Annotated in this window: 16 protein-coding genes and 2 pseudogenes; 7 read left to right on the forward strand and 11 right to left on the reverse strand. The window is 35.5% G+C overall.

Features of this window, described 5'->3' with window-relative positions:
• Positions 1-503 precede the first annotated feature (503 nt).
• Both MKY46_RS12170 and MKY46_RS12175 read left to right on the forward strand, forming a co-directional pair.
• Positions 504-1,025 (forward strand): YwhD family protein, encoded by a 522-nt coding sequence (locus tag MKY46_RS12170; RefSeq protein ID WP_271913491.1) that lies wholly within the window; start codon positions 504-506, stop codon positions 1,023-1,025.
• Positions 1,025-1,261, forward strand: a complete 237-nt coding sequence (locus tag MKY46_RS12175) for a DUF362 domain-containing protein (RefSeq protein ID WP_036126223.1) — start codon at positions 1,025-1,027, stop codon at positions 1,259-1,261. The genes MKY46_RS12170 and MKY46_RS12175 overlap by 1 nt, the downstream gene beginning before the upstream one ends.
• Positions 1,262-1,512: 251 nt before the next feature.
• Here the strand turns inward: MKY46_RS12175 and MKY46_RS12180 are convergent, their stop codons facing one another.
• The 4 genes from MKY46_RS12180 to MKY46_RS12195 all read right to left on the reverse strand — a co-directional run bounded on the left by MKY46_RS12180 (position 1,513) and on the right by MKY46_RS12195 (position 4,318).
• The gene (locus MKY46_RS12180; RefSeq protein ID WP_271913493.1) at positions 1,513-2,331 is read right to left on the reverse strand and encodes an SPL family radical SAM protein; all 819 of its coding nucleotides are present in this window, start codon (positions 2,329-2,331) and stop codon (positions 1,513-1,515) included.
• Positions 2,332-2,360: 29 nt separating this feature from the next.
• Positions 2,361-2,894, reverse strand: a complete 534-nt coding sequence (gene adaB / locus MKY46_RS12185; RefSeq protein ID WP_271913495.1) for a methylated-DNA--[protein]-cysteine S-methyltransferase — start codon at positions 2,892-2,894, stop codon at positions 2,361-2,363.
• Entirely contained in the window at positions 2,878-3,516 is a 639-nt protein-coding gene (locus MKY46_RS12190) for a bifunctional transcriptional activator/DNA repair enzyme AdaA (protein WP_271913498.1), read from the reverse strand. The genes adaB and MKY46_RS12190 overlap by 17 nt, the downstream gene beginning before the upstream one ends.
• Positions 3,517-3,604: 88 nt before the next feature.
• Positions 3,605-4,318: a 2OG-Fe(II) oxygenase gene (locus tag MKY46_RS12195; protein ID WP_271913499.1), complete on the reverse strand. Its 714-nt coding sequence runs from the start codon at positions 4,316-4,318 to the stop codon at positions 3,605-3,607.
• 94 nt (positions 4,319-4,412) lie between these two features.
• On the opposite strand from MKY46_RS12195, the pseudogene MKY46_RS12200 reads away from it, so the two are divergent.
• The 4 genes and pseudogenes from MKY46_RS12200 to MKY46_RS12215 form a co-directional block, all read left to right on the forward strand.
• Positions 4,413-4,514: pseudogene (locus MKY46_RS12200) on the forward strand (hypothetical protein); the annotation flags it as partial.
• A gap of 177 nt (positions 4,515-4,691) precedes the next feature.
• Complete coding sequence (locus MKY46_RS12205; protein ID WP_036126212.1) at positions 4,692-5,357, forward strand: hypothetical protein; 666 nt, start codon at positions 4,692-4,694, stop codon at positions 5,355-5,357.
• A 31-nt stretch (positions 5,358-5,388) separates the two neighbouring features.
• Positions 5,389-5,922, forward strand: a complete 534-nt coding sequence (locus tag MKY46_RS12210; RefSeq protein ID WP_036126209.1) for a hypothetical protein — start codon at positions 5,389-5,391, stop codon at positions 5,920-5,922.
• 543 nt (positions 5,923-6,465) lie between these two features.
• The gene (locus MKY46_RS12215) at positions 6,466-7,377 is read left to right on the forward strand and encodes a DNA glycosylase (RefSeq protein WP_271913500.1); all 912 of its coding nucleotides are present in this window, start codon (positions 6,466-6,468) and stop codon (positions 7,375-7,377) included.
• A gap of 157 nt (positions 7,378-7,534) precedes the next feature.
• On the opposite strand, the gene MKY46_RS12220 is transcribed toward MKY46_RS12215, so the two are convergent.
• From MKY46_RS12220 to MKY46_RS12235, 4 genes are read right to left on the reverse strand one after another with little or no spacing between them, the layout of a single operon-like run.
• A complete protein-coding gene (locus MKY46_RS12220; protein WP_036126203.1) occupies positions 7,535-9,022 on the reverse strand; it encodes a sodium:solute symporter family protein in 1,488 nt (495 codons plus the stop codon).
• Between the two features lies 1 nt (position 9,023).
• Positions 9,024-9,230 carry a DUF3311 domain-containing protein gene (locus MKY46_RS12225; protein ID WP_036126201.1) on the reverse strand — a complete coding sequence of 69 codons (207 nt, stop codon included), beginning with the start codon at positions 9,228-9,230 and terminating at the stop codon, positions 9,024-9,026.
• Between the two features lie 30 nt (positions 9,231-9,260).
• Positions 9,261-10,550, reverse strand: coding sequence for an amidohydrolase (locus tag MKY46_RS12230; protein WP_051891715.1), 1,290 nt, complete (start codon positions 10,548-10,550; stop codon positions 9,261-9,263).
• A gap of 29 nt (positions 10,551-10,579) precedes the next feature.
• Positions 10,580-11,770: a MalY/PatB family protein gene (locus MKY46_RS12235; RefSeq protein WP_036126200.1), complete on the reverse strand. Its 1,191-nt coding sequence runs from the start codon at positions 11,768-11,770 to the stop codon at positions 10,580-10,582.
• Between the two features lie 256 nt (positions 11,771-12,026).
• On the opposite strand from MKY46_RS12235, the gene MKY46_RS12240 reads away from it, so the two are divergent.
• Positions 12,027-12,494: a MarR family transcriptional regulator gene (locus MKY46_RS12240; protein ID WP_036126198.1), complete on the forward strand. Its 468-nt coding sequence runs from the start codon at positions 12,027-12,029 to the stop codon at positions 12,492-12,494.
• Between the two features lie 111 nt (positions 12,495-12,605).
• Here the strand turns inward: MKY46_RS12240 and MKY46_RS12245 are convergent.
• The 3 genes and pseudogenes from MKY46_RS12245 to pdxR all read right to left on the reverse strand — a co-directional run.
• Positions 12,606-13,068, reverse strand: a pseudogene (locus MKY46_RS12245) (Type 1 glutamine amidotransferase-like domain-containing protein); the annotation flags it as partial.
• 750 nt (positions 13,069-13,818) lie between these two features.
• The gene (locus MKY46_RS12250; protein WP_230593923.1) at positions 13,819-14,028 is read right to left on the reverse strand and encodes a hypothetical protein; all 210 of its coding nucleotides are present in this window, start codon (positions 14,026-14,028) and stop codon (positions 13,819-13,821) included.
• A gap of 187 nt (positions 14,029-14,215) precedes the next feature.
• Complete coding sequence (gene pdxR / locus MKY46_RS12255; protein WP_036126195.1) at positions 14,216-15,655, reverse strand: MocR-like pyridoxine biosynthesis transcription factor PdxR; 1,440 nt, start codon at positions 15,653-15,655, stop codon at positions 14,216-14,218.
• Between the last annotated feature and the right edge of the window lie 10 nt (positions 15,656-15,665).

The following is a 15,665-nucleotide window of genomic DNA, read 5'->3' on the forward strand; positions in this document are numbered from 1 at the left end:
GTTGTCCTTATTAGCAGTATACTTCAATAAAACCAAATTTAGGAAAAATAAAGTAAACAAAAGGTAAAATTTATAGCAACTGCCTTTCATTTATTAAAGGATGAATAACTGTATTATAGTTAATTTACCAGTACATAACATTTCAGACGTTAGTCTGAAGACAAGTAATGAGATAAATTGTATATTTTATTTATACTTTTTAACTATAAAAGTATTAGGAAAAATCCTAGACAACCATTACGTATAGATAAAAAATACTACTAAAACGTTCAAGTACATTTATTTGTACAAAACTATACGTAATGCGTTTGTTCTATTGGCATCAGAAAAATTATCAATCTGTATAAATTAAAGTCCAATGATTTTCTCATGTCGTTTTAGCTTTATGCAAATATTCAGACCGTTGACTAAATTTATCTGTCAATCATTGATGTTTCTAAATTGGGGCATTGTATTAAACATTTATTAATGAAGGGATATAAAAGTGTGTCGAGGTGATTTCTATGAAAAAGAAAATGCATTTTACAATTTTAAGTAACGATTCAACAGACGGAGATGGCGGTTACGGAGTAGGAACCCTTGATTTAAATAATGTAACGTCGATTATTATAGATTGTGAAAAAGAACAGGTGTTTATAGATTTAGAAGCCTTACATGGACGAAGTATAATCGAGAAAAAAGTTCGTTTTTCCTCTGATTTAGCTCATGCTAGTGACGATTATTATCGTTATTGGATAGTTTGGGTAGCTATTCAAATTTCTCAAAATGGTCCTTATTATGCGGGATGTACTGCAAGTGAAGTACGGGTATCAAAAGAAGTACGACGTATTAAACTTGGCTATAAATCTTTGCCAGAACAAGTAAATTATTTAGATAAGGCACTTAAAGGGAAAGTTCTCTTGAAACATGTAGATAGTAATTCAAAAAAACTACTTTATCAGTTTTTATCTGAATTTAATGAAGACTATTGGAAATACTCACCTGAAGAATTAAAACAACAATTGTCTGGATGGGAGGATTTATAATGGCATTTGTAATTACAGAATTATGTAGAGATGAAAAAGCGGCTGTCTGTTTGGATGTCTGTCCAGTAAATTGCATTGTTATGACAGATACCCAATATGTAATTAATCCTGATATTTGTATTGATTGTGGAGCTTGTGAATTAGTTTGTCCAGTAGAAGCTATTTTTTTTGAAGATGAATTGCCTGCTGAATATGATTCAGCAACCCTGCTAGCTCTCAATCATTTTCGAAACTAAAATGGATTAGGATTTTATACTTCATATCATAATAGTGCCGTTTGCCCAAAACACCCTCCAGATTTTTTCCCCTTTACAATATTATGCTAAGCAATTTCCTATCTAAAAAAGGTCGAATTCCTAGACAATAAGAAATCGACTTTTTTATATGGCTATTTACAATACCTGCAAACTAATTGTGGTTCGCTTATTAGGTACAACAATAAGGAAAAATATTAAAAAATGCTGGTTTCCTTTTACCCATCTTAACGCTAGGGTTCAAAACCCTTCTGGCTAATGAAAAGTTCTTCTTCCGAAAAATACTGCCTCATTCGTTTATAAACCATTTGATAGACGGATGGATGATACCATTCTTCCATTTCCAGTTTTCTATATAACGCCTGTAAGTCCATCTTGTGTGTGCGTTTACCACCGCGTCCGTCCCCCATAAAATAATCGTCAATACATACTCGGTTAACCAAGGGACGCAATATTTCTGCAAATCGCTCAGTACTTGGTAGTAAGGGTGCGATGGCAACCTGTGCAGGAATACCAAATTCAGCAAGCTGTTGGAGTGTTTTAAGCCTTGCTGAAATAGGTGGAGCATAGGGCGTAAAATGCTTGCGAATATCTTCCCTATCCGTCTCTATGGTCATACTTACCCGTACTTTATCTTTTAAAAGTTGCAGTAAATCGATATCTCGACTTACAAGTGGGCTTCTAGTCTGTACTAATAGGAAGTCAGGGGGATCTTCTACCATAACTTCAAGTAAAGATCGCGTCACTTTTTCCTTATGCTCTATTGGTTGATACGGATCTGTACTTGATGACATAAAAATGGTTACATTCCCTTTTGCTTTGGCCCGATGGAGTTCCTTTTGTAATACATGCGCAGCTCCGTTTTTAACATCGACCCAATGCCCCCACTCACCTTCCCTGAAAAGAGATACAGGCATTTCGCGAACATAACAATAGGAACAGCCAAATGAACAGCCTGTATAGGGATTTAGTGAATGCGTATAGCCAGACAGAAAGCCAGTTCCTTTATTTAGAATGGTTTTCGGATTTTTATAGAATATTTCATGTTTCATAATGGCCCCCATTCATTGTACAGCAATAATTATTCATTATTTGATGAAGCTCGCTTTTCAAGATCCAGGAGCAATGTCTTCATTTCTAATCCACCCCGATAGCCAGTTAAAAAGCCATTCTTCCCTGTTACGCGATGGCACGGTACCGTAAGTAATACTGGATTAGCCCCAATAGCCGCTCCTACAGCACGAACAGCAGCTGGTTTATTTATAGCATTGGCAATATCGGAATAGGATTTCGTCTGCCCATAAGGAATTTCACAAAGTGCATCCCAGACGGCTTGCTGAAATGGCGTACCTACGTACTCAAATGGAACAGTAAAGGTTTTCCGTTTTCCTTCTAGATACTGAGTAATTTCAACAACATAAGGTGCAAGCATTTCATCATTTTCCACAAGAGTACTTCCTGGAAAGCGTTTTTTTGCCCATTCGACTAATTCCTCGAATGGTTTGTTCTGTGAACCTACAAAGACAAGCCCCTTTGAAGTTGACGCAATATATAATTGCCAATCCTTAAACTTTAGTAAAGACCAATATAGACTTGAATTATTCTTTGTTTCCATTGTACTTCTCCTCCACTTTACTCATTTGACGAAATTGTGCTGGCGTCTGTCCCGTTTTCTTTTTAAATAAAGTAATAAAATAAGGCGTATTAGCCATCCCCACACATAAAGCAATATCTCCAATCGCTTTATTTGACTGAATCAAATACTTTTTAGCTACGTGTACTCTAACTTCCTGTATATATTCAACTGGCGTCATGCCTTTGATCTTTTTAAATGTTCGATGCATATGATACGGACTTCCATGACAAATATTTGCTAACGATTCTAGCGTTAATTTTTCTGTGAAATTTTTATCAATGTATTCCGTAATTACATCCACCCACTCGCTATCAGGCAGATTTTCATTAGTGGGCTTGCAACGTTTACAAGGGCGAAAATTTGCTTGGAGGGCTTGTTCTGCGTTTGAAAAAATGCATACATTTTCTTTTTTTGGAACGCGAGATTTACAGGATGGTTTACAAAATATCCCTGTCGACCTTACAGCGTAGAAAAATTGGTTATTGTACGCTGCATCATTATTTATAATGGCTTGCCACTTTTCCTCTGTTATCATTTCTACTTCATTTATCATTCTAGGATGATGGCTCTCTCGATGTCCGTTATCGATACTATCCGACATTTATCTCACCTCTCCTTACAATATACTCTCTATAAATTCAGAATGGACAATTCTAGGAATAGAATAGCAAGATATTGAAGTTTAATTTTTACTTAGAATCGTGAAAAATGATTCCAAGTCCGTAGCGTTCTCCAGCAGTAACTGTGCTTACTCCGTGACGAACCCTATTTTTGTAATATCCTTTTTTACCTAAAACAGGTCGATGGTGAGTAGGAAAGATTAGCGCACTGCCTTGCTCTAAAGTAATGACATGCCCTCTACTCTGAGCACGCGGAATTTGTTCCACTAATAGAGATTCACCACCACAAAAGTCTTGATCTCGTTGATTTAATAAAAATACTACTTGAAACGGGAAAAATATATCACCATATAAATCTTGATGTAAACAATTAAATCCGCCTGTTTCATACTTTAATAGTAAAGGTGTTGGTCTCGTTTGATTATACTCTTCACAGGTGTTCAAAAAATCTTGAAGTTGTTCTGGATACTGTTCTGTCTTCTTTAAATAGCTCAGCCACCGATTAGCTGTTTTTGCTAATGCCAAATAAAAAGCCTCTCTTAAATGTTGGATGATGTCAGGTAATGGATAAGAAAAATATTTGTACTCCCCATTCCCAAAGCGATATCTCGTCATATTGATTGTCGTTCTGTATGACTCTTCCACACCATACATGTCTATGAAGAATTCACACTCCTCCTTTGTTAAAATCACAGGAAGCTTTGCAAATCCTTGCTCATCTAATTCATGTTGAATGGTCTCCCAATCTAAGCTCTCAACACGTGTTTTTATATGTTGGACCATTTTTATACCCTCCTTTACATTCCTGATAACTAACACTATAACCTCATAAATAGAAAAAAATAAGGAGTTGAGAATGTAAGAGCAAGATAACAAAATCAGTAAAGGCTATGATGTGATTGTTATTACATTACCTACAATTTTCGATATGATTGCAAACCTAGGCGATCTAACAAGGGGGGAAATTTGGACCTTAGTATAGGTAAGCGTAATAAATAATAAAACATCACTGAATCTCTTCTTTAAAAAATACGGAAAAGCATAGATATCTTTATGCACTTTTCTTCAATAAGCAAGAGATGTATTGACAGTATTTTCTATTATATATATATATTTAGGTTGAATAGATTAATCATCAAAAAATGGAGGGATTTTTTTGAGAAAAACATTGATTTATTTTCTAGGATTCGTTTTGTTTTTATCTTTCTTTGGTTCTGAAGTAAAAGCTACGGAAAGGGTTGATAGTAAAACATTAGAGATAATAGATGGAACAACACTTAACTCAAAGGAATTGGAAGACCTACTTAACTCAAATAAAGAGTTTACTGTTGAATTATCAGACCAACAGGTAGCTGAGCAATATGCAAAAATAAAAAGCGTTACAATTCAAGAAGCTTACTCTAAATTAGCTGAATATAACAAACTTGATACCTTTTCTCCCAAGGCAGAGTCCTGTTCATGGTTTGGAACAAATACGGAAATCCCGATTTTCGGAAAAACTTACAGACCCCTCTTACAAGTATATGTACAGATATGTAGCTCAGGCGGCACACCAAAATATATTAATACAAACCAAGCACCGCTTTTACAAGAATTTGTAGCTAATCCAATCTCTTTTTCAGGCACAATCAAAGTGGAACTTCATAATGGACATTTCTTATTCCTAATCAATGGAAATTTTTATAATTCAACTTCAACCACTCATACTGGTACAATAGGAGTTGGAAACATTTTCACTGCATCCTACTCTGTTGCTTCTTCAAGTAGTTTTTATGCATCATTAACAACAGGTCTAACAAAACGTGATGTTTTAGGTTATTAACCCATTTTTTTCCATTATAGGAGGCTGGTCCATGAAAAAAATACTTTCTATTATTATGCTAGCTACTCTTTTGATAATAGTCGGCTGTGATACTAACATATCAAATAACCAAATGTATAATGGGAATGATTTAAAAGTCGGGATTATCGGTCCATTTCCTGATTTTAGTGAGGAAAAAGTTGTCTTTGAAAAAATAACTTTTGATGATTTGAAAGGAAACACACAAAAAGTTTCAGACGACTTAGACGCTGTAATTATAACTAAAGAATTTCTTTCAGAAGCAGATGATGACCAATACGTTACTGTTTATAATGAATTAGAAATTCCGACGTTCTTTATGCAATCAACTAAGGCTCACATTCCTTTTGTCAATGAGGGAGTGGATTATGATACATTTATTGACATCCAACCCTTGAGTTATGCAACTGGTTATTTAAATACCTCAACTGATAAAGAAATCAAGTATGAAACTTGGAGGTATGAGCTTATCGATCATAAAGAGAACAATTCAAACATACAAGAGTTGTATTCAAGAATTTTTAAAACGATTGATTCACTTAAATAGAAAATGTATTCAAAATCATGGTGACATCCAATATCTGCATTCTATATAAATATACGATGCATATAAAGAATTGGTCTTATAATATCCATGTCTAGGATACAATAAAAAGAGATTAAGGAACCTGAAGCTGGTTGGTGCTGCGCCCCGATTGTTAGACACATACTAACAATTGGAGGTGCTGTTTTTCTATGGGAAAATTTAAGCAGCAAAGAAAGAGAAATCGAGAAGTCAACAAATGTAGATCATAAACCCCTTTATTCATAATTTTTTACTTTCAACATGAATATCCACGCTAGGGTTCGTAACTTTTTTCGCTATTGAAAAGTTCATCTTCCGAAAAATACTGTCACATTCGTTTATAAACCATTTGATAGATGGTTGGTACCTTTCCCCATATCGATATCTCGTCATATTAACACTATAACCTGATAAATAAATAGAAAAAAATAAGGAGTTGAGAATATAAGAGCAAGATAACAAAATTAGTAAGGGCTATGATGTGATAAAGTAAAATTACTCTTAATAGGACGAGGAGAATGAAAAGTGACATGGTATGAAGTCAATGATGATATTGTTATTACATTACCTACAATTTTCGACATGAATGCTAACCTAGGTTATTTAACAAGGGAAAAAAATGAATGCATGTACGAAATAGAGAACAATATTATGACAAAAGTTATAACAATTGGGAAAATTCAATCCTTAGTACAAATAAGCATAATCAATAATAAACAAATGGTGATTCAATTCCTAAATGATTCTAAACCTATTGAAAAGTGGAAGCGGCAAGAAATTGTAACATATATTCATGAATGGTTTGATCTCGATAATGATTTAACGTCATTTTATGAAATGGCAAAAGCAGACCCATTACTTAAAATACCTGTCCAAAAATTTTATGGATTACGAGTAATCGGCATTCCCGACTTATTTGAAGCTTTATGCTGGGGAGTTTTAGGCCAACAAATTAACTTAGCCTTCGCGTACACCTTAAAGAGGCAATTTGTAGAAAAATTTGGCGATTTCATTGAATGGAATGGTAAAAAATATTGGGTGTTCCCTTCATACGAACGAATTGCACAATTAACCCCTGCTGACCTAGCAAATATTAAAATGACGGTGAAAAAAAGTGAATATATCATTGGCATTGCGAAATTAATGGCAAGTGGAGAATTATCGAGGGAAAAATTAATGGAAATGGACTTTAAAGATGCTGAAAAAAGCTTAATGAAAATACGAGGAATCGGCCCTTGGACAGCCAATTATGTTTTAATGCGCTGCCTGAGGTTCCAAACAGCCTTTCCAATCGATGATGTAGGACTTATTAATTCGATAAAACTATTACAAAATATGAATCGAAAGCCGACAAAAGATGAAATCATGCAATTATTGATACCTTGGAAAAACTGGGAATCCTACGCAACCTTTTATTTATGGCGTGTCCTTTACTAAATAAGTTTAAGATGAGAACAATTATAAAGAGCATGCTTTGAAACAAATGAATCAAAACATGCTCTTTTCAACTATTCTTTGCGAGCTTTCATCTAATCACAGGCTCTATTATAAATGTAAATCTATCCTACAATTCATCAATAATATCAATGTGTTACTATGGTAAACTCTCCACGATTTCCTCGTTGGAAGCCCCATCATGCTTTATGAAAAGTTTTCTTGTAAATGCACTAACTGCTAAACTCACTACAATATTAACGCCTAATGCAAGGAACCCAATGTTGATATCTTGTATAAATGTTGGCCAATTCGGGAAAAGGGTACTTAGATTTGCGCCTGTAGCGGCTTGCCAACCTACAATCATAACGCCAACAATTATCCCAGCGAACACACCTTGTAACGACAGTGGATTTTTTTTCATGAAACTACAAACAACAGCAGGTGCAAATTGTGTAACTAATCCATATCCCATTAAGAATAATAGAGTTATAGCACCACCACCACTAAAAGTAAAATAAAGGGCAATTAGGGCAACCAATGGAACCGTATAACGAGCAATAATACCAATTTGTCGATCCGTAATTTGAGGACGAAACGGCTTTATTATATTTTTTGCAAAAAGTGTAGCTGCAGACATCAAAATTAATGAGCCTGGAACAATTGCCGTTAACAGCCCTGCTGCTCCAATAAAGCCTACTATTACTGGGCTAAACGTTTGTGTGGAAATTTTGAATAATGCTAAATCAACATCGCCTCCCGATAAATTCGGGACTTGTAGAATAGCTGCTGCTCCGGTAAATAGGACAAATAATATAAATAATGCATAGATAGGTAGAATAATCGCATTTCTTCTTAGGGCATTTCCACTTTTAGCTGAAAAAGTAGCAACAAAGGTGTGGGGCCACATGTAAAATCCTAATGATGTCAGCATCATTGTTGAAACATACCAAGACGCACTTAAACCTGAGTCTGGAAGCGTTAAGAACCCTGGATTTGTGGCTTCAATAGCTTCCCACATTGGTTGAATACCACCATAATAATGAAATGGTAAGTAGATTCCTAGAAATAAAACAACACCAAGTATAAGGAAGTCTTTAATGACTGCTGTCCAAGCTGAGCCATGAATACCTGAAACCATAACATAGACAATCATCGCAATGGTTCCAATCCAAATCGTGATTTTGGAGTCAATGGCTCCATAAGAAGCTTCAGAAACAATAATGCCAAGACCTTTCAATTGAATGATTAAATAAGGAATTAAAGCCGCCAAACCGACTATTGCTACAACCATTCCAAGCGCTTTACTTTTATATGCCTTCTCAAAAAAATCAGATTGAGAAAGTAAATTATGTTTCTTTCCATAGCTCCATATTTTTGGCGTTAACCAGTAAGCAATGACATAGTTCAGCATCATGATGTTGTAGAATGCTGCTCCACCTTTTCCATACATCCAACCACTTATCCCTAAAAATGCACTTGTAGTATAAATTTCTCCGGCCATTAGCAAGAAAATGAAAATAGAGCCAAAACCCCGACCGCCAACACTCCATTGCTCTAGGCTCATATCCTTCCCTCTACTCGCCATAATGCCTAAAATTAATGCAATTCCTAAAAACACAGCAATAATACCAATAGATATTGTCATGTTACTCCACCTCTGCTTTTACGTCTGGATTTAAGCGATGTACTAAAAGCATGATACCTGTCCCTAATAAAATCCAAAGAACCATCCAAAATAACAAAAGCGGAAGTCCCAAGATATAAGGTTCGGTACTTTTAATAAAGGGAACTCCCAAAGGCATTCCAAAGTATGCAATGAATGATAGTAAATAACAAAGTCTTTTTCGAGTCATTTTATCTATCTCCTTCTTTTATAAGATGGCCTATTGTTTTATTAATTGGGCAAATCCATTATCAATAAACAAGCTTTTGACATCCCTTTTGTCAGCCGCAAATACGATTTGATGTTCATTATTTAGAAAATCAATGGTGTATTGTACAGTGGAAGCTACACCTAGCTTGAGAGCATCTTCATCTAGATCGAAGAAATCATTATGATGCTCTGCCCCAACCCCTTTTTCAAGATTTTTTATTCCAACGAAGGCAAATACACCTGGAAAGTATTTTTCATAAAACGCAAAGGATTCTGAGCCCATCCATGCTGGTGAAGAATATAACGTATTTACACCTAATGCCTTTTCTACAGCAAGTGATGCTATGTGTGCGCAATCGTTTTGGTTGTAAACAAATAAATCCGATTCAATGGGCTCTGTAATAAATTCATATGTGCAACGATGTAGGTCGCAAACTTTTTCTAGGATTCGTTTAAATTCGCTTGCAGCATGTGAACCTTGATCATCATCTAAATATCTGGCAGTTCCTGAGAATTGTAAGCTTTCTGGAATGATATTTACGGCAGAACCGGAATGAATCATGCCAATAGAATAGGTAATGGTTTTAAAAGGATCTAAAGTATTTATTCTCATAGCTTTTAAATTGCTGTAAAAATCTGTAAAGCAATCTAATGGAGCCACCGATAAATCTGGTCTGGAGCCATGTCCACTTTTTCCTTTCAATAGCACATTAAAACTAAAGGAAGCAGCCATTCTTGGTCCTGGTTCAACAGATATTTTCCCTGTTGGAATATCAGATTTTAAATGGATGCCCCAAATGCCGTCAGCCCCTAATTCATATAAGCGTGTTAAAAGATTGTAAATGCCTCCGCCCATTTCTTCTCCTTGCTCAAAAGCAAGAAGTACTTTTCCTTTTACCTTATCTTTATGTTGAACCAAAATCTTCGCTGCCCCTAGAAGCATTGCTGTATGTCCATCATGACCACAAGTATGAGCAGCTTGACTAGTACTAGAAACGACTATTTTTTTCATTTTTAAATTATTTTCGTTTTCTTTCATCGGAAGTGCGTCTAAATCAGCTCTAAGTATCAATGTTTTCCCTGGTTGTTCCCCATGAATAAATCCAATAATTCCACCATTCGGGACGATCTCGTAATCAATGCCCATTTTAGTTAATTCCTCTGTAACTACTTTAATAGTCCGTATTTCCTGTAACCCAATCTCCGGATGCTTGTGAAGATCTCTTCTTATATTAATGACATAGCCTTCGATTTCTTCTGCAGCCTTTAAAGCATTAAGTTCAAACTCGATTGTTGTCATTTTATACACCCCTATTTTAATGGATTATTCTATTCCAAATCCTGAAATTCAACAGCAATCCGTTCAAGTGCTTGCTTTATAAGTGGTCTTGGCGAAGGGACACAAATTCTTTGAAAACCTTCCCCTTCTTTTCCGAACATCCATCCATCTTCTAGTAGAACATTCGCTTTATTATAGATACGATGATGAATCTCTTGATCGGAAAGACCATATCCATTAAAGTCCATCCACATCACATATGTGCCGTCTGGAATTCTTACTTTAACTGTAGGCATGTTTTCAGCTAAAAAGCTTTTTACAAACTCCATTGTGCCGTCAATATATTGCGTAACTTGTTCCAACCATTCATCTCCCTCGTTATAGACGGCTATAAGAGCTGCAATGGTAAACGGTGACGGTAACTGCATCCCCATTATGTCATTAAAGGTTTTTCTGCGTTCGGGGTTGGAAATGATGACATTTGTACAATGAAGACCCGCAACATTAAATGTTTTGTTAATGGCTGTACAAGTGACAATATGATCAGTATTTTCTACAACCTTACAGATTGGTGTAAATCTTTTATTTTTCCTAATTAAGTCACCGTGGATTTCATCTGCCACAATGATTACATTATGTTCCTCGCAAATTTTTGAAAGCCTTTTCAATTCTTTATTGGTGAATATATTTCCAGTTGGATTATGTGGATTACAAAGAATAAACATGGTTGTGTTTTTATCCTTTGCTTTCTCTTCAAAATCTACGAAATCAATTGAAAAAGATCCATCTGATTCACATTTCATTGCGTTATTTTGAACAATTCTACCATTACGCTCTATCGCAGTAGTGAACGGTGGATAAACTGGCCGTTGTATAATGATTCCTTCCCCAGGCTTAGTAAATGCTTGTACAGCTATATTCAAAGCATGAACCGTTCCAGGACTATATACGATTTCCTCTCTTTTGATCACCCAATCATGCCTTTTTTTAAACCAATGCTGAATGGATTCAAAGTACTCATTCGGAAAAATAGAATACCCAAAGATTCGATGATCAACCGTTTGATGAAGTGCATCTATCAAAGGCTGCATGACGGGTAAATCCATATCAGCTGTAAATAATGGAATCGTTTCATAATCATATCTTTCTGTATAACCGATGTCTTTAATTAATTCTTCCCCGTCCCACTTTAACGAATAAGTACGACGTCGACTAATTATTTCATCAAAATCATATATCATTCTTTCTCTCATCCCCCTTCCTCGTCATTGCTCGAAAATACGTTTTTTCCGTACCTGAGCAATTATTTTCATCAGTTTAGCACCTTAACTGTAAAATCGTCAATAAGAAAATAGAATTTTCCAAAAATTAAAATTGGGATGTTTGATCCCCTTCACAAAAATTGATTGGTTGTTGAAGCTTCATGATTAATTGAAGGAAATTATTTATGAATATGTTAAAATAAAGGGATGTTTGTTTACTAAGGGGGAATGATCTGTGGAGAAAGAAGAAATCTTTTATGAGCTAATGGAGACACTTTTTGAAACATCTCGATCCATTAGTACCTATGAAAGTATCCCGAGAAAGTACGGTACGGAAGATGAACTATATATGATAGAGGCTCACACACTCAATTTAATAGGTGATAAAATCAAAACAAATACTACTGAAATTGCAGAAATCACACACCGTACAAAAAGTGCAGTTTCTCAAATGATGGATAAATTAATAAAAAAAGAATTAGCATTTAAATATAGAAATCCTGACAATTATCGAGAATTAACGATTGAATTGACACCAAAAGGTCAACTGGTATATGAATATCATAAAAAACTCGATAAAGAAGAGTTTGGCAATTACTTAAAGGATTTAGAAAGATTCACCATTGAAGATTTTCAGAAAATCATTACACTTCTTAACCTAATTAATGAGCGAACAAAAAGTACACTTCATGAAAAAGCCTAAACCTTTTGTTGCCAAGGTATGATCAAATTGATACTTTTAAAAAAGAAAAGAGCGTGTTTTGGAAAAAAGATTGATTCAAACACGCTCTTCCAGTCTAGCCATTCACCACAGCTAGAGCGTCTCATCCAATTTCTGAATTTTGGAGTGGGAAATTAAATAGACATTGCCTAAAATGTCGATGTTGCCTCTCTTTACACGTACAGCGCAATCTTTGTTCGACGTATAAATATCTATTTCTTTCGATAAAGTTTATTTTCAAGATCAAAATGCGACAGGACGGAAAAATTGTCAAGACCGATCCCTTCGTATAAAAAGCTTTTTTCAACTGGATAACCAAAGTTTTTCGAGCATAACCATTTAGCGGACGTATTGATTGTTCCTGCGCTTGACCCATTACAACAGCTGTGCTTTTTTTAATCAAATCCGTCAATTCATAGTCTATCAAAAACTCATTCTGTTTAAGAGTATCTCCACCTAACAAGAAAATAGCTGACGCATTTTGAAGTATGGTTTGGGCATCTTCCTTCTGTACGTGATAATTAATTAAATGATAGTCATCGAACATAATACCTGATAGATGTCTATGATTTCATTTTTAAATATAAAATTCAGTTTTTCAGCCTCTTCCAGAAACAGTTGAATCCATTGCTCATCGTACAAACTGACTACTAGTTTTCGTAAAGTATTTCCTCCTAATCATTTCATTAACAAAGCTTTATCTATAATGTTCGTTTTTTACGCAAAAGTAAAAGTATCCAGCCAGTGGATGATTCGCATTTCACCGTTAAAAACACGAACGATTAATTAATTCTCGAATATTAACATACGTTTTTATTCTCTTTACGGATTTTCACCAATAATTACTCCCAACTATATATCTCACTCTACATACCTTATTGATTAAATAGAGTCAACCAAAACAGCATTGTACGTGTTCACGATTTTAAAGGTTAGCTTAAGAATGAGTTTTTAAAAAGTGTATAAATGGTTGTTCGATTAGATCGGATTTCCGCGAGCAAATATATAAACTTTGCTGAATATCTGCTTGCTGAACAGACACTTTCTCTTTTATTATTTTACTGGCATTGTTAATTGGGGAATTGCTATTCCTGTTTCAATTGGCTATATTGTTGGCTCTTTCTTAGGCTTAAAGATTATTCCGTACATCCAAACAAGATGGGTTCAAATTATATTACCAATCATTTTTTGTTCTTAATTGGTCAGGTCGTTTCGGATTTAATAAAATAAATCACCCTTATTACTAAGATACCAAGTGATAACAACATACAGTTTAATAATTTAATATGATTTTAAAAAGGGTATGTTAAGAAGCGATTGCTCTTATTGAACAATCGCCTCTTCCCCTTACCTGTATGTATTGGAAAAATGAAACACTATAATGAATCATCCATTTATCTTGTTTTATTGCCTCAGCAATTTTTTTGATTAATTCTTCAAGTTCTGCTGATTGATATTCGACATTGGCTTCACTCACCATATTTAAAAATTGTCTATGAAAGCTCGGTGGTGTCAAGGTTATTCCCCAATAGACGAGACTTTTAAACGGTCTATTTGTGTTGTGGGCGAATGTTTCAACGTGATGTATTTTTTACTAAAAACCTTAGAAAGTTATACAAGAAATGATTCCAAACTCGTGAATGTATGGCATAGTATCACTCCACCCCATTTCTATAATAATTTCCTTTATGACCCGCTAATGATTACGTTTCTTGCAAGAGGATTTTTGCGAGACGAAAAATACCTTCCTCAATTGCTAACTCATCCATTTTAGCAAATCCGAGTACCCATCCTTTTCGATTATTTTCTAAGCAATACTTACTAAGTGGATAAACACGTATCCCCTTTTCGAGTGCGAGGCTCGTCATTGCTTCTTCATCAAACGATTCTTCCGCTTCAAGAAGCATATGCAAGCCCGTTTCAATGCCACTTAGCTTGAAACGTTCCGCTAGTCCTGACGCTATGATTGCCTTCGTCATAGCTTCATGTCTACGTCGATAGACATTTCTTGCTCTCCTCATGTGACGCATAAAATGACCGTGCTCAATAAAATGAGCAAGTGTTAATTGCTCCATAATTGGGAGATGTCGATAAGTTAATTGTTGTACTTGCGCAAGTTGGCGAATGGCATCTTTTGGACCAATGACAGCCGAAATTCGTATGCCAGGAGCAACCATTTTAGAAAAACTCATCATATATAATGTGTTTTGGGGTTGTTGGCTAAACAAGGTAGGAAGCGGGCCACCCCGATACCTAAATTCACCATCATAATCATCTTCTACAATCCAAAATTGATCTTTCACAGATTTTTGCAGCAATTGTTGTCGGCGTGGCTCAGACATAATGACACCAACTGCACATTGGTGAGAAGGTGTAACAAAAACGAGCTTGGTTTGTGGATGAATAGAATCCACTTGTATTCCGTACTCGTCAACAGGCACAGCAATAACATTCATGCGCCGATATTTCATGGTCATCCAGGCAGCAGGAAATCCAGGATCTTCAACAGAAACTGTTTCTCCTTCCTTTAAAAGAGCTTGGGCAATCAGATCGATGCTATGCTGTGCGCCAGAGGTTAAGATGATTTGGTCAATATCTACATGTACACCTCTTTCAAATGTCAGGTAACGTTGAATCTGTTCACGTAGCGGTGTAAAACCGTAGGCATCGCCATAACCCCAATGGGTCAGATCTGTTTCTGCTGAAGCCTGTAAAAAAGATTGTCGCCAATTTTTTCGGAAATGCTCGTCCAAATACGGCTCATGGGGGCAAAAATCGATTGCAACGTTTTGATTTGCTTTACCTCTAAACCAACTGTTTAACTCATCAACTGCCGCGTTTAATAAAGGTAATACTGGCGTAGATGGTCCCTGAAGAATGACCTCTTCTGACGAGTTCTTTTTATATCCCCATTCACTTACCCTTGTTCCACCACGCCAATTTGTCACGGTATATCCACGACTAAATAATTCCTCATAAACAATTTGTATAGTTGAGCGTGAAACACCTACTAATAAGGCGAGTTCTCGGGATGGAGGAAGCAACTCCCCTGGTGGCCATTTTCCTGTTGTAATATGATGAATAGCTTGGTCAAGTAACTGCTGCCATATAGGATTTTTATCGTCTCGGTTAACTTTTAACATTCAATTCACT

Source organism: Lysinibacillus sp. FSL M8-0355 (genome assembly GCF_038008985.1).
GTDB lineage: Bacteria > Bacillota > Bacilli > Bacillales_A > Planococcaceae > Lysinibacillus > Lysinibacillus fusiformis_D.